The sequence below is a fragment of the Marinobacter sp. DY40_1A1 genome (genome assembly GCF_016597815.1).
In the GTDB taxonomy this organism is placed as follows: domain Bacteria; phylum Pseudomonadota; class Gammaproteobacteria; order Pseudomonadales; family Oleiphilaceae; genus Marinobacter; species Marinobacter xiaoshiensis.
In genome coordinates this window covers 833,583-847,409 of the sequence record NZ_VCHA01000001.1, presented here as the reverse complement: position 1 = coordinate 847,409, position 13,827 = coordinate 833,583, and the positions used below count along the sequence as shown (strand labels likewise).

Sequence of the window (13,827 nt, the reverse complement as noted above, 5' to 3'; positions counted from 1 at the left end):
TTACATCGATTTAGAGTGCTTTGTTATGAAATACAGTTTCAGGCAACTTGAAGTCTTCCTGGCTGCTGCACACTTTCAGAACATTACCCGGGCCGCGGAATCGCTGGCGATGTCTCAATCTGCTGCCAGCAGTGCGCTCAAGGAGCTGGAAAACCAGTTCGACATCCAGCTGTTCGACCGCGTTGGCAAACGCCTGCAACTGAATGAGCTCGGGCGACTCTATCGACCAAAAGTAGAAGCTGTTCTCGCTCAGGCAACAGAGCTGGAACAAGCTTTCAGCAAAAACTCTGAAATAGGCGCTCTTAAAGTTGGAGCCACCTTAACTATAGGTAACTATCTGGCCGTTGGCGTTATGGCCCAATACATGAATACCCCTACCCGGCCCCGGGTTGCGCTGGAAGTAGCCAATACCAGCACGATCGTGCGCAGGGTCAAGGATTTCGAACTGGACATCGGCCTCATTGAAGGCGAGTTGCAATCTTCTGAGCTTGAAGTTTTGCCCTGGCGCGGAGACCAACTGGTTGTGTTCTGCTCACCAACCCACCCGCTCGCCAAAAAAGAGGCGCTGACCGACGACGATCTTAGAGGCGCTACCTGGATCATGAGAGAACAAGGCTCCGGGACCCGGCAGAGTTTTGAGCGTGGAATGCATGGCCTGTTGCCAGATATGAACGTGCTGCTCGAACTGGAGCACACAGAAGCGATCAAGCGTGCTGTGGAGGCCGACCTGGGCATAGGTTGCCTGTCGGAGGTGGTTCTGGAAGATGCCTTCAGGCGCGGTAGCCTGGTGCCCTTGAAAACACCCGAGCACCGAAGCTTTGAACGACAGTTCTACTTCATCCTGCACAAACAGAAGTACCGCAGCGCCGGTATCGATGCCTGGATCAAGTTGTGCCGCGCGCTGACCTGATTTTCAGGCTATGGGCCCACTGTGGAACCGAAACTCTGTATCCGGCTCGAGTATGAGTTGCTTTTCAATCGCGATGAAATCCGCAAGCCGCTCATCAACGGGGCCCTTATTGGCCTGCACGGCAAGTGCCAGGTAATCCCTGTAGTGGCGCGCTTCTGACTTGAGCAAGCTGCCATAAAAATCTGCAAGCTCATCATCAAGAAACGGTACCAGTGCCGCAAAGCGCTCGCATGAGCGGGCTTCGATGATAGCGCCCACAATCATCACATCCACCAGCCGCCCCGGATCATCCGTGCGCACCTCTTTACGCAGACCGGCGGCATAGCGCGCAGGAGTAAGGTGGCAGTATGCGATGCTGCGTTTATCAATAATGGCCAGAACCTGTTCGAAATGACGCAACTCTTCTCTGGCCAGTCGGGACATTTTGTTGAGTAAGTCGCTGTTGTCCACATAGCGATACATAAGGCTTAGCGCCGTTGATGCGGCCTTTTTCTCGCAATGGGCGTGATCAATCAGCATCAGGTCCTGATTGGCTAATGCGTTATCAATCCACTGTTTGGGTGTAACACAGGGCAGAAAATCGTGAATATCCTGCAGGGCTTTGGTTATGGAATCAGTTTTCTGGGTCATGGGAAGCAACAGCGTCAATTCAAAGGGTGGGCGATTATAGCGCAGCTATCAGTGTTCTCCGACCTCTGGCCAGCTTAACTTTATAGGTGCTTTCCTATAGAATACAGCGCCAACTTAAAGTCCATCCGCCATAAAACTCCCGCCAGGCGTGTGCTAAAGGCGCGGGACATACCAACTGATGAGGGTTCAAATCGTGTTAGAAGCCTACCGTGAACACGTTGCAGAACGTGCGGCTCTGAATATTCCCCCCAAGCCACTGAACGCTGAACAGACAGCGGCTCTGGTTGAGTTGCTGAAAAATCCGCCCGCAGGCGAAGAAGAAACCCTGGTTGACCTGCTGGAAAACCGCATTCCACCGGGCGTAGATGAAGCCGCATACGTAAAAGCTGCGTTCCTGACCGCCATTGTTAAAGGCGACGCCGAATCTCCCCTGCTGGACAAGCCCAAAGCCGTTCAACTGCTGGGCATGATGCAAGGCGGCTACAACATTGAAACTCTGGTAGACCTGCTCGACGACAGCGATCTGGCCGAACTGGCTGGCGAACAGCTGAAGCACACTCTGCTGATGTTTGACGCATTCAACGACGTTAAAGACAAAATGGATGCAGGCAATGCCGTGGCCAAGTCTGTTGTTGAGTCCTGGGCCAACGCTGAGTGGTTCACCAAGAAAGACAAGGTTCCTGAAAGCACCAAGATGGTGGTTTTCAAGGTTACCGGCGAAACCAACACTGACGACCTGTCTCCTGCACCGGATGCATGGTCACGCCCTGACATCCCGCTGCATGCCCGCGCTGCCTATAAAATGGAACGCGATGGCCTGAAGCCGGAAGAGCCTGGCGTAACTGGCCCAATGAGCCAGATTGACGAAATCAAGGCCAAAGGTTTCCCTGTTGCATTTGTTGGCGACGTGGTTGGTACCGGTTCCTCACGTAAGTCTGCCACCAACTCTGTACTTTGGTTCTTCGGTGACGACATCCCGGGCGTTCCCAACAAGCGCGCTGGCGGTGTATGTATCGGTAACAAGGTTGCCCCGATCTTCTTCAACACTATGGAAGATGCCGGCGCTTTGGTATTCGAAGCACCCGTAGACAACATGAACATGGGCGACGTTATCGAAATCCGCCCATACGAAGGCAAGATCCTGAACGAAGCTGGCGAGACCATCTCCGAGTTCAAGTTCAAGTCTGACGTTATTCTGGACGAAGTTCAGGCTGGCGGCCGTATCCCTCTGATCATCGGTCGTGGTTTGACTGCCAAGGCACGTACTGCTCTGGGTCTGGGCGCGACTGATCTGTTCCGTCTGCCTAACGATCCTGCTGCTGGCACCAAGGGCTTCACCCTGGGTCAGAAGATGGTTGGTAAGGCGTGTGGACTGGAAGAAGGCCAAGGCGTTCGCCCTGGCACCTACTGTGAGCCTCACATGACTACTGTGGGCTCTCAGGACACCACTGGTCCTATGACCCGTGACGAACTGAAGGATTTGGCTTGCTTAGGCTTCCAGGCTGATCTGGTTATGCAGTCTTTCTGTCACACTGCGGCTTACCCAAAGCCGGTTGACGTTGAAATGCAGCACACCATGCCAGACTTTATCCGCAACCGCGGTGGTGTATCCCTGCGCCCAGGCGACGGTATCATCCATTCCTGGTTGAACCGCATGCTGCTGCCTGACACTGTTGGTACTGGTGGTGACTCTCACACCCGTTTCCCGATGGGCATCTCCTTCCCGGCCGGTTCTGGTCTGGTTGCGTTTGCTGCGGCTACCGGTGTTATGCCACTGGACATGCCTGAGTCTGTTCTGGTTCGCTTCAAAGGCGAAATGCAGCCAGGTATCACCCTGCGCGATCTGGTACACGCTATTCCGCTGTACGGCATCAAGCAAGGCATGCTGACTGTTGAGAAGAAAGGCAAAATCAACGAATTCTCTGGTCGTATCCTGGAAATCGAAGGTCTTGAGCACCTGACGGTAGAGCAAGCCTTCGAACTGTCCGATGCTTCTGCTGAGCGCTCTGCTGCTGGTTGTACTATCAACCTGTCTGAAGAGTCTGTTGCTGAGTACCTGCGCTCTAACATCACCATGCTGCGCTGGATGATTGCTGAAGGTTACGGCGATGCCCGTACTCTGGAGCGTCGTGCCCAGCAGATGGAAGCATGGCTTGCTGATCCTAAGCTGATGCGTGCTGACAAAGACGCTGAGTACGCTCACGTCGTTGAAATCGATCTGGCTGACATCAAAGAGCCAATCGTTTGCTGCCCGAACGATCCTGACGATGCCAGGTTCCTGTCCGAAGTGGCCGGCGACAAGGTAGACGAAGTGTTCATCGGGTCTTGCATGACCAACATCGGCCACTTCCGTGCCGCTGGTAAATTGCTTGAGCAGCATAAAGGCGGCTTGAACACCCGTCTGTGGATGTCTCCACCTACCAAGATGGATCAGGCGCAGTTGATGGAAGAAGGTTACTTCAACATCTACGGTACCGCCGGTGTTCGCACCGAGATGCCGGGCTGCTCCCTGTGCATGGGTAACCAGGCGCGTGTAGCTCCCAAGTCTACCGTTCTGTCTACCTCTACCCGTAACTTCCCGAACCGTTTGGGTGATGGTGCCAACGTGTACCTGACCTCTGCGGAACTGGCGGCTGTGGGCGCGATTCTGGGTAAACTTCCAACTCCTGAGGAGTACATGGAATACGCCAAGGATCTGGACAGCATGTCTGCAGAGATCTACAAGTATCTGAACTTTGATCAGATGGAGAACTACACCAAGAAGGCTGCTGAAGCGACTGTCGCTTAAGCATTAAGCTTCAAGGTTTAGATCTACGAAAACGCCAACCCTCGGGTTGGCGTTTTTTTGTGGATGCTGAAAAGTAACGCGGGTTATCGCAGCAGGAGTATCTTGCCTATGGCGAGCCCGGATTCAAGACGACGATGGGCATCACCCACATTGGTAAACGAGTACCGCTCCTTGTCGAGCAGCGGCTGTAGCGCTCCCTGTTCCAACATATCGCTCATGGCGGAAACAAGACGCGGCTGATCATCCATTCCAATTCCATGCAGCAAGGGAATAGAACGAAAAATCACATGTAGCGTCAGGCCTTTGGCATGCATCAGGCTTAGATCATGGGTGGAGCGAGTATTAATGGAACAGAGACGCCCCGAAATTGCAGTTGCCTCGATTGCCCGATCCACGTTCTCTCTACCCACAGTATCGAAGACCAGGCTGAAACCCCGCCCCTGAGTCAACCGCTGCTTGTAACCCTCTACAGACTCTTCACGGTAAAGAATAATGTCGTCAGCACCCAGCTTCTTTGCCAACGCAGCTTTTTCCGGGGTAGATACAGTTGTAGCCACTCGCGCCCCAAAGTGCTTGGCGATCTGAATGGCAACATGCCCCACCCCACCCGTGCCAGCATGAATCAGCACATGCTCGCCAGCCTGGATTTGCGCTCGTTCAACAAGGGCTGCCCAAGCGGTCAAAAACACTAGCGGTACTGCAGCACACTCAGCCAGAGGCAATTTCATAGCTGGCGTGCGCTTTGCGAGCAACCGGGCATCGGCCACCATGAAGTCTGCGAGTGCGCCAGGCCAGCCCTTAGTTCCACCTGCGCACCCAAATACCTCATCACCCACAGCAAAAGAGGACACTCCCGGGCCAATTTTGTCTATAACACCAGACACATCACCGTTCAGGATTGCCGGCATCTCAGGCCCGGCCTTTACAAACCCTGAGCGTATTTTGGTTTCAATAGGGTTAATACTGGAAGCCACCACCTTGATTCGAACCTGCCCAGCCGACGGCTCAGGCGCCTCCACTTCCCGTTCGACAAACACCTCGGGGCCGCCAAACTGCTCGATAACCATCGCCTTCATTGCTCTATCTCCTACCGCCAGAGTGTGATCAGTAAACAATCAACCGGATCAGAATCGCCGCTGCCATCACAAGGGTAATCCACTTCACCCATTTAGCGCCCTCATTGCTCAGATTCACCTTAACGGCTACAAATGCCCCAGTAATATTGCCTAGTGCCAGAACCAACCCCATACCCCAGCGTACTTGCCCGTTAAAGGCGAAAATCATCAATGCGGGAACTGTGTAAAGCAGAATAATAGACACCTTGAAAACATTGACCTGGCGTAGATCAATGCGCAGCAACCGATATAAAACCACTATAAACAGAGCCCCTACACCCACCTGAATAAAGCCGCCATATACACCAATCAGAAACATAGCCATGTAAATCACAGGACCAAGCCTGTTTACAGTCAGCGGGTTGGTTTCCAGCCGGGGTTGAGGCAACAGCATGAATGCCGAAGCGAAAATCATGGCAAGAATCAGCACCCATTCGAATATCACGTCTGGCACCCATGTTGCTACCCAGGCACCCAGTAGAGATCCAAGAACCGCCGGTACTGCAAGGTGCAAGCTAACACGGAGATTACCGTGACCCATGCGGCGAAAGCCTGCCACAGCGGTTGTGCTTTGCAGAACGATTGCTACCCGGTTGGTACCATTTGCAACCTGAGGAGGAAGCCCAAGAAACATCAGCAACGGCAACGTAAGCATTGACCCGCCTGCCGAAAGCACATTGATGAACCCGGCAATACCGCCTAGTGCCAGTAATGCAATAACGTCTGTGATGCTCATGCAGCGTTCGCACTTCCTTCGTTATTGCCCGAGTAATCGCCGCTGAGTCGTTTTCCATAACGACTGCTCCACACCAGAACCGCGATAAATATGATTAGCCCTGCTCCATCGATCAGTAACTGCCCATGAGGCCAAAGCATCAAGGCTCCAAGCGGAAACATCAACGCGCGAACCAGCAGATTAAGCTTGTGCTCCAAGAAGCCTTCGAGACCGGCAATAATGGCGTAAATGCCGAACAAGGCAAAACAGAATACCTGGATCATCTCGGTAAAATCGCCGGTAATCAGTGGTGAGTAGGCAAACAGAAGCGGCACAATGTAAAGCCCCTTTGCCAGCTTCCAGGCAGTAAACCCGGTGCGCATCTGTGGCGTTCCGGCAATAGCAGCAGCAGCAAAAGCTGTAAGGCAAACCGGAGGTGTAACGTTGGAATCCTGGGAAAGCCAGAAGATGACCATGTGCGCAGCCACCAGCAGCATGGAAAGTGTTTCCGGCGATAAAGCCTGCTCAAGGAGTTGGCTACTGAAGGTATCCGGCACCAGTGCGAGCATCTGTTTCGCAGTCGTGACATCCATAGGCCCATCCAGCAAAGGCAGCTTATCTGGTGCGGCAAGCATGAAGATTGCTTTAGCCTGTTCAGGAAGGTTTCCGCTTACCATCAACTCCAGCAGCTGACTTTGAGCGATCAGGCTGTATATTGCCGGTGCCGAGAGCGTGGCAAGAACAATGTACGCTGCCGTTACGGGTAACCCCATCCCCAGTATCAGCGAGGCCAGCGCCACCAGAAGTATAGTTATCAACAGGCTCCCGCCTGCCCAATCGGTAATCATCAACGAAAACGTATTGCCGATGCCGGTGGTTGAAACGACCATCACAATGAGGCCGACTGTAATCAGGAGAATTGCAGTGGTAGTGATGTTCCGTGTACCCATCGCCAACGCATCGAGAATATCCCTTAATCCCATGGGACTCTTCGACAGCCAGGAGGCGACGATAACCGACAATATCGCTATACCTGCAGCATAAGTTGGCGTAAAGCCGTAAACCAGCGCAGCCACTAGAACGACCAGTGGCAAAAGAAAATGCCAGCCACCTTTCAAGACCTCCTTTAGCGCAGGCGCAGCAGCATCTTCCAGTTTGTCAGCATGGCTGCGCTTGGCCTCGATACGCACAAACATGGCCACCGAGATAAAATAAAGAAGCGCCGGGAGTGCAGCAACTGCAATGATGGTGAGATAGGAAACCTGGGTGTAGGAAGCCATGATAAAAGCACCTGCACCCATCACAGGCGGCATCAGTTGCCCACCGGTTGAAGCGGCTGCTTCAACACCAGCAGCAAAACGCGCGGGAAAGCCGGCTTTGCGCATCAAGGGGATGGTAATGACGCCTGTAGAAACCGTATTGGCAACACTGGATCCTGAGACTGAGCCCATGAGACCAGAGGCGAATACTGCCACAAACCCAGGACCACCCACGAAACGCCCTGCCGCACAGCGGGCCAATTCGATAATAAAGTCCCCTGCCCCGGATTTCACCAGAAAGGCACCGAACAAAATGAACATGAATACGTAGGTCCATGAAATCCGGGCGATGGAACCCAGCATTCCCTGGCCGCCGATATATGAGCGATACAGAACAGTCTCCCAGGAAAGCCCGGGGAAATTAAAGATGCCATCAACATATTGGCCCCACCAAGCTACGTAGGTCAGAGCAACAATACACAGCACGGGAATAAACCAGCCAACCGTGCGCCGCGCCAACTCAAGTATCAATGCCACCGACACGACTGAGAAAACCCAGTCGCCGGTAGAAAAATTGAATCCCCGTTGGTACAGATCGTCTTCAAAGAAAATCAGGTAGAAAGCACAGACCAGCGCAGTAAGCCCCAGCAGAATATCGCCTCCAAGCGCCAGCCTCTTGCCGCCAACTGTTCGGGCTTTGAACATAGGCGTGGTCAAAGTGCAGATCAACCCGAAAAGGCCGAAGTGAAGAGCAGAACTCCACAGCTCAGAAAGGGTCGAAACCGTATTGAAATACAGATGAATCAGCGCCGTGGCGATGGCGAGCCAGAAAATCACTGGCCCAAGCAACCAGTGATCTACTCGCTCACTCGCCTCGCTAACACTTTCATCGCGAACCACAATGACGGTTTCGCCTTCTGTTTTGCCAGTCACCATTACTGAGCGAGCAAGCGTTCAGGAATGGTCAAACCCTGCTCTTTATAGAAACGGGCAGCACCGGGATGAAGTGGCATTGGCAGGCCTGCAATGGCCTTCTCGAGCGCCATAGCTTTCGTTGCCTGATGGATGTTATTCAGGAATGGCAGATTTTCGTAGATAGTTTTCGTAATCTCATAGACATCCTGCTCGGAGACATCATCACGAACTGCCAGGATATTAGGCTGGGCAATGGTATTGATATCCTTAGCCTGCTTGGGATAGGTCCCCGCAGGGATGGTATAAGGTGTCCACAGCTCAAAGTCACTGTTGACCCTGGCAACCTGATCTGGCGTAAAGTTAAGGGTGGTAATTTTGTCACCCATATTGGCATAGGCTCTTGTTACCGCCGCCGCTGGCACACCCGCCGGTATATTCATGCCATCGATATTGCCATTCTGCAGGGCATCTGCACTGGGCCCATAGCCTTGGTATGCGAGGTTTACTTTTTCCAGATCAATGCCAACCTTGCCCAGAATAAAGCGACCAGAACCTTCGGTTCCCGAGTTTCTCGCGCCTATGGAGAAGCTTTCTCCATACAGGTTTTTCATATCTTCGATTGTGCCGGTTTTGGCGATGCCCTTGGTTACTACAAAGTGCTCCACGTTCTGCCATAGCATTGATACTGAACGCAGATCTTTATAAGGCTTGTTAACCGGCCCTGTTCCGTTCCAGGCATAAGCTCCGTATAGCCCCTGAAGAATGCCAAACTGGATCTGGTTTTCATCCATAAGCTTCAAGTTCTCAGCGGAACCAGCTGAACTTATGGCCGAAACCGATATGTTAGTCTTGGGTTCAAGCTTCACTTTGATCAGTGTGGAAATCGCAACACCCACGGGATAGTAAGTTCCTCCCGTCGTTGCTGTGCCCATCACATAGTTGCCTTCAGCCTGTACACCACTTGAAACAGACACTACGGCCGCCGCCAGCAGCCCTGAGGCATATCTCAAAACCCTGTTCTTACTCATGGAACGACTCCTGTTTTATCATTATTTTTGCTTCATCCGAGAAATATCACTGAGTAAAGATAGCTTCCCACTCTTGAATCTACCAGTTCGCAGAGGCAAACAGACAATAAAAAAGGGCCCCGGCGGGGCCCCTTTTTGCGTACTTATAATGCCTCACCCAAGAGGTATTAGCTGTGCTGTTCTGCCTGATACTCATTGGCGTCGGAGGTAGCAAGACTCACTACTACGATAGCAATGAGGGAGGCTGCGAAACCAGGCATGATTTCGTAGACGCCCGGGCCACCCATGAACTCTGAGTTGTAGCCCAGAGATACCCAGATCATTGCCGTACCCGCACCGGCAATCATACCGGCCAGTGCGCCAGCACCATTAGTGCGAGGCCAGACAAGCGCAAGAATGATCAGAGGCCCAAACGCCGAACCGAAGCCCGCCCATGCGTTACCAACCAAGCTCAGAACGTTTGAGTTGGGATCAGAAGCAATAACTGCAGCCACAAGGCCTACAAGCACTACACATACCCGGCCTACGTTTACGCACTCGCGGTCACCAGCCTCTTTGCGCAGGAACAAGCGATAAAAGTCCTCAGTCAGTGACGAAGACGCTACCAAAAGCTGGCTGGAGATGGTGCTCATTACTGCGGCCAACAAAGCTGCATACAGGAAGCCCGTAATTAGCGGGTGGAACAGCAAGTCTGCGAGAATGATGAAGATGGTTTCCGGATCATCAATTTGCATGCCATTACGCACTGCGTAGGCACGACCGAAAATACCAAGGCCAATCGCTCCTATCAGGGAAATAGCCATCCAGGACATACCGATATTTCGAGCAGTCGGCACTTCTTTCACGGAACGGATTGCCATAAAGCGAACAATGATGTGCGGCTGGCCAAAATAGCCCAAGCCCCAGGTTACCGCCGAAAGCCATCCTACAAAGGTCAGCCCTTCTGTCCAGGACAGCAGGGTTGGGTCTACCTCATTCAGCGTGGCTGTCGCCTGGGCAAAGCCGCCACCGCCTTCGCCAAACAGAACCACCGCTGGCATGAGAACCAGCGCAACCATCATGATGCAACCCTGAACAAAGTCGGTCATGCTCACAGCCAGGAACCCGCCAACCACTGTATAAGCAAGTACAACACCCAGCGTTATGACGATACCCACACCGTAATCACCCATGCCGCCAAAATTGAAAATTCCGGCAAATGCACTTTCAAACAGCTTGCCACCTGCTACCAGGCCTGAGGCTGTGTAAACCGAGAAAAACACAACAATAACAATCGCCGCAACGGTTCTTAGTGGCAATGCCTGCGTGGGAAAACGATTGGCCAGAAAAGCCGGAATGGTAAGCGCGTTGCCGTAAGAGACCGTTTGTGAACGCAACCTGGGAGCAACAATAACCCAGTTAAGAAACGCACCTACAAACAGACCAACGCCAATCCATGCCGAAGCAAGACCCGATACGTACATCGCACCGGGGAGACCCAGAAGCAACCATCCGCTCATATCGGAGGCACCAGCCGATAACGCCGCTACCTTTGGGCTGAGTCCCCTGCCACCCAGCATGTAATCTTCTGATGAAGAAGTGGATGTGCGCATCGCAAAAAGGCCAATGCCAATCATCACTGCAAAATAAGCAAATAGACTAATCCAAACACCAATAGCCATGGAATTCCTCCGGTTTAATGAGTCGGACTATATCCGCTCGCAAAGCACAGCTCTGGCGCGAGCGCCTGCCAACTGTGTCGTTCTTCTTGTTTACTGGTATGCCTTACGAATCTGAGCGAAACACCGAATCGCATACTCAGGCTTAACTATAGTTAAGTATTGCCAATTAGCGACCAAACCAAGCAACAGATCGTCAGGATGTGATTTGACGCAACCAGCCTAGTATTACTACGTATTATCGGCTTACAAAATCCTACGATAATTTTGTGGAATTCTACGGGAATGCGGTCATTTCAGATTAAATCAGGCAACGTTATCACGAACTTGCAGTTTTGTAGGGGTGGTTCCCTTATGTTTGCGCAGTGCATTGGTCAATGCACTCTGGGACGAGAAGCCAACCCGGTAGCTGATTTCAGAGACGGAAAGGGGTGTCGAAGCCAGCAGTTTGATGGCTTGATCCAGGCGGGCCTCCAACAAGAACTGGTGAGGCGTAGTTCCCACCACCTCTCGAAATACCTCATGAAACCGGCTCACACTCAAGCAGGCCTCACTGGCCAGATCCTGCACCCTTATTTTCCTGTGCAGGTTTGCCCGAACATAACGGTGCATGGCATCCGGGCTCAGACTGTGGCGGTGCGACGGACCCACCCTCTGATCTACCACTCTGTCAGCCATACAATAGAGAATACTGGCCGCGAGATGGCCATGCATTGCCTGATTTCCGGGTGACCGATCAAACTCGCCGGCCGCAAACTGAACCAATCCCTGCAAACGGCTATCCATGTGAATGGTGCGGGGTTTTTCGAACACACGAACCATGCGCTCATAGTCCGCATGGTTCGGCGTGGAAATAGCAGGGGTTGAGGGATCGAGATTGATGACCATCACATGATTCTGATGATCACCGCAGTAGTCGTGCCTGGCCTCCGTCGGAACGAGGCATGCCTTCCAGGTGTCCAGATGAGATCCGGTACCGTCAACACTCAAGTCTGCCTCACCCTGAACACCTATCACTATCTGGTGATGCTCATGGCGATGCTGGTGAGATGCTATCGGCAGTTTGAGTAGACGGGCATCCAACATAGACGCGACCGGAACCTTCAAGTGAGAATGTGACTCAATTAAAGCAGATCTGATTGGAACTTGCACATAAGTTCGCGGATATGGGCACTAACCTGCTCTAATGAGTCTGCCGCGTTCACAACACTGTAGCGAGATGGCGCAGCTTTGGCGCGAGCCAGGTAGGTATCACGAATACGCTGGAAAAAGGCCACAGCCTCCTGTTCAAAACGGTCCAACTGCCCCCGCTTCCTCGCGCGGGTCATACCGGTTTCAACGGGCGCATCCAATAGAACCACCTGATCCGGGCGCACATCCCCCTGCACCAGGTTTTCCAACAAGGCAATCCGTTCGCTTGGAACACCTCGTCCTCCGCCCTGGTAGGCAAAAGTTGCATCGGTAAAGCGATCACAAAGGACCCACTGCCCCCGCTCAAGAGCTGGAAGAATAAGCGTGTGCAAGTGTTGTGCACGGGCTGCGAACATCAACAACAGTTCAGTGAGCTCGTTTACAGACTCATCCCGCGGCGCCAACAACAACTCTCGAATCGACTCAGCCATGGGCGTTCCGCCCGGCTCACGGGTCACAACACAATCAATGCCAAGTTCTTTCAGGGTTTCAGCAGCGTTGGCAATCTGGGTAGACTTGCCCACTCCCTCGGTTCCCTCGAAGGTAATAAACCGACCACGAACAGTCATTCTTTCTCATCCTTGTCAGGAGCAGGTGAAGACCGGTAATCCGATCGACGATTGAGCTGAAACGCGCGAACTGCCTTCTGGTGTTCCGCCAGTGTATTGGAAAACTTGTGGGTACCATCGCCACGAGCCACAAAATACAGAGCCGTGCCGGAGCCTGGGTGCAGGGATGCATGTATGGCCTCACGACCTGGTAAAGCAATAGGTGTTGGCGGTAACCCATTGATACGATATGTGTTGTAGGGCGTGTGAGTGCGTAGATCCCGGCTTCCAATACGGCCCTTGTACTTGTCGCCCATACCATAAATGACGGTAGGATCCGTCTGCAATCGCATGCCTTTCTGCAGGCGGCGAACGAACACACCCGCCACCTGACCCCGTTCATGGGGCGCGCCGGTCTCCCGCTCTACAATTGAGGCCATAATCAGAGCTTCATAAGCGCTATCGTATGGCAGGCCTTCCGCCCTGCCTTCCCATTCCTCCGCAAGAACGGCCTCCATGCGCCGATACGAACGCTTGAGCAGGTCAAGATCCGATTCACTACTTGTAAACAGGTATGTGTCCGGGAAAAACCGTCCTTCAGGGTGCTCACCCTCTGCACCAACGGCTTCCATAATCTGCGCATCTGACCACTCGGATGTGAGTTTCTTAAGACGATCCGTAGCTGCCAAAGCCGCACGCATGTCCTGGAACGTCCAGCCTTCAATAAATTGAACAGACCAATGTTTGGTATCACCCGCAACCATTTTTTCGAGCATGGCTGTAGCGCTCATGCCGCTGACAAACTCATATTCTCCGGCTTTGATTCTGGCCTTATCCGGATACAGCCGGCCGAACACTCTTACCCACAGGCTATCTTCGACCAACCCGCGAGACTTTAACTGCCTGGCAACATCACTGAATGCTGTGCCAGCCGGAACATCAAACAGCATCGGCTCTTCCATAGCAACGGGTTTGGATAAGGATCCCAGCCCCTGCCAGACCCACAATCCTGTGCCTGCAGCCACGAGCACGGCAGCGCAAATTCCTGCAATTAAAAGTTTCTTGAGCAA

Annotated in this window: 11 protein-coding genes; 2 read left to right on the top strand and 9 right to left on the bottom strand. The window is 52.9% G+C overall.

The window, feature by feature from the left end; all coding sequences use genetic code 11:
• Positions 1-25: 25 nt before the first annotated feature.
• Positions 26-910, top strand: a complete 885-nt coding sequence (locus tag FFI61_RS03905) for a LysR substrate-binding domain-containing protein (RefSeq protein ID WP_200201028.1) — start codon at positions 26-28, stop codon at positions 908-910.
• A gap of 3 nt (positions 911-913) precedes the next feature.
• On the opposite strand, the gene FFI61_RS03900 is transcribed toward FFI61_RS03905, so the two are convergent.
• The gene (locus FFI61_RS03900) at positions 914-1,540 is read right to left on the bottom strand and encodes a tRNA-(ms[2]io[6]A)-hydroxylase (RefSeq protein WP_227714579.1); all 627 of its coding nucleotides are present in this window, start codon (positions 1,538-1,540) and stop codon (positions 914-916) included.
• 193 nt (positions 1,541-1,733) lie between these two features.
• Here FFI61_RS03900 and FFI61_RS03895 point away from each other — a divergent pair, with 193 nt between their 5' ends.
• Positions 1,734-4,328 carry a bifunctional aconitate hydratase 2/2-methylisocitrate dehydratase gene (locus FFI61_RS03895; protein ID WP_200201306.1) on the top strand — a complete coding sequence of 865 codons (2,595 nt, stop codon included), beginning with the start codon at positions 1,734-1,736 and terminating at the stop codon, positions 4,326-4,328.
• 83 nt (positions 4,329-4,411) lie between these two features.
• Here the strand turns inward: FFI61_RS03895 and FFI61_RS03890 are convergent, their stop codons facing one another.
• The 8 genes from FFI61_RS03890 to mltG all read right to left on the bottom strand — a co-directional run bounded on the left by FFI61_RS03890 (position 4,412) and on the right by mltG (position 13,827).
• Positions 4,412-5,404, bottom strand: coding sequence for a zinc-dependent alcohol dehydrogenase family protein (locus FFI61_RS03890; RefSeq protein WP_200201029.1), 993 nt, complete (start codon positions 5,402-5,404; stop codon positions 4,412-4,414).
• A gap of 28 nt (positions 5,405-5,432) precedes the next feature.
• Positions 5,433-6,179: a sulfite exporter TauE/SafE family protein gene (locus FFI61_RS03885; RefSeq protein WP_200201030.1), complete on the bottom strand. Its 747-nt coding sequence runs from the start codon at positions 6,177-6,179 to the stop codon at positions 5,433-5,435.
• Complete coding sequence (locus FFI61_RS03880) at positions 6,176-8,353, bottom strand: TRAP transporter permease (RefSeq protein ID WP_200369341.1); 2,178 nt, start codon at positions 8,351-8,353, stop codon at positions 6,176-6,178. The genes FFI61_RS03885 and FFI61_RS03880 overlap by 4 nt, the downstream gene beginning before the upstream one ends.
• Positions 8,353-9,360 carry a TAXI family TRAP transporter solute-binding subunit gene (locus tag FFI61_RS03875; protein ID WP_200201032.1) on the bottom strand — a complete coding sequence of 336 codons (1,008 nt, stop codon included), beginning with the start codon at positions 9,358-9,360 and terminating at the stop codon, positions 8,353-8,355. Before FFI61_RS03875 ends, FFI61_RS03880 begins: the two co-directional genes overlap by 1 nt.
• A 167-nt stretch (positions 9,361-9,527) precedes the next feature.
• On the bottom strand, positions 9,528-11,021 hold the full coding sequence (putP, locus tag FFI61_RS03870) for a sodium/proline symporter PutP (protein WP_200369340.1): 1,494 nt from the start codon (positions 11,019-11,021) through the stop codon (positions 9,528-9,530).
• A gap of 303 nt (positions 11,022-11,324) precedes the next feature.
• The gene (locus tag FFI61_RS03865; protein ID WP_200201034.1) at positions 11,325-12,104 is read right to left on the bottom strand and encodes an AraC family transcriptional regulator; all 780 of its coding nucleotides are present in this window, start codon (positions 12,102-12,104) and stop codon (positions 11,325-11,327) included.
• A gap of 38 nt (positions 12,105-12,142) precedes the next feature.
• Complete coding sequence (gene tmk, locus FFI61_RS03860) at positions 12,143-12,778, bottom strand: dTMP kinase (protein ID WP_200201035.1); 636 nt, start codon at positions 12,776-12,778, stop codon at positions 12,143-12,145.
• Positions 12,775-13,827, bottom strand: coding sequence for an endolytic transglycosylase MltG (mltG, locus tag FFI61_RS03855; RefSeq protein WP_227714577.1), 1,053 nt, complete (start codon positions 13,825-13,827; stop codon positions 12,775-12,777). The genes tmk and mltG overlap by 4 nt, the downstream gene beginning before the upstream one ends.

Coding starts and splice junctions, on each gene's coding strand:
- FFI61_RS03905 (WP_200201028.1), top strand. CDS start 26: ATGAAATACAGTTTCAGGCAACTTGAAGTCTTCCTGGCTGCTGCACAC.
- FFI61_RS03900 (WP_227714579.1), bottom strand. CDS start 1,540: ATGACCCAGAAAACTGATTCCATAACCAAAGCCCTGCAGGATATTCAC.
- FFI61_RS03890 (WP_200201029.1), bottom strand. CDS start 5,404: ATGAAGGCGATGGTTATCGAGCAGTTTGGCGGCCCCGAGGTGTTTGTC.
- FFI61_RS03885 (WP_200201030.1), bottom strand. CDS start 6,179: ATGAGCATCACAGACGTTATTGCATTACTGGCACTAGGCGGTATTGCC.
- FFI61_RS03880 (WP_200369341.1), bottom strand. CDS start 8,353: ATGGTGACTGGCAAAACAGAAGGCGAAACCGTCATTGTGGTTCGCGAT.
- FFI61_RS03875 (WP_200201032.1), bottom strand. CDS start 9,360: ATGAGTAAGAACAGGGTTTTGAGATATGCCTCAGGGCTGCTGGCGGCG.
- putP (WP_200369340.1), bottom strand. CDS start 11,021: ATGGCTATTGGTGTTTGGATTAGTCTATTTGCTTATTTTGCAGTGATG.
- FFI61_RS03865 (WP_200201034.1), bottom strand. CDS start 12,104: ATGTTGGATGCCCGTCTACTCAAACTGCCGATAGCATCTCACCAGCAT.
- tmk (WP_200201035.1), bottom strand. CDS start 12,778: ATGACTGTTCGTGGTCGGTTTATTACCTTCGAGGGAACCGAGGGAGTG.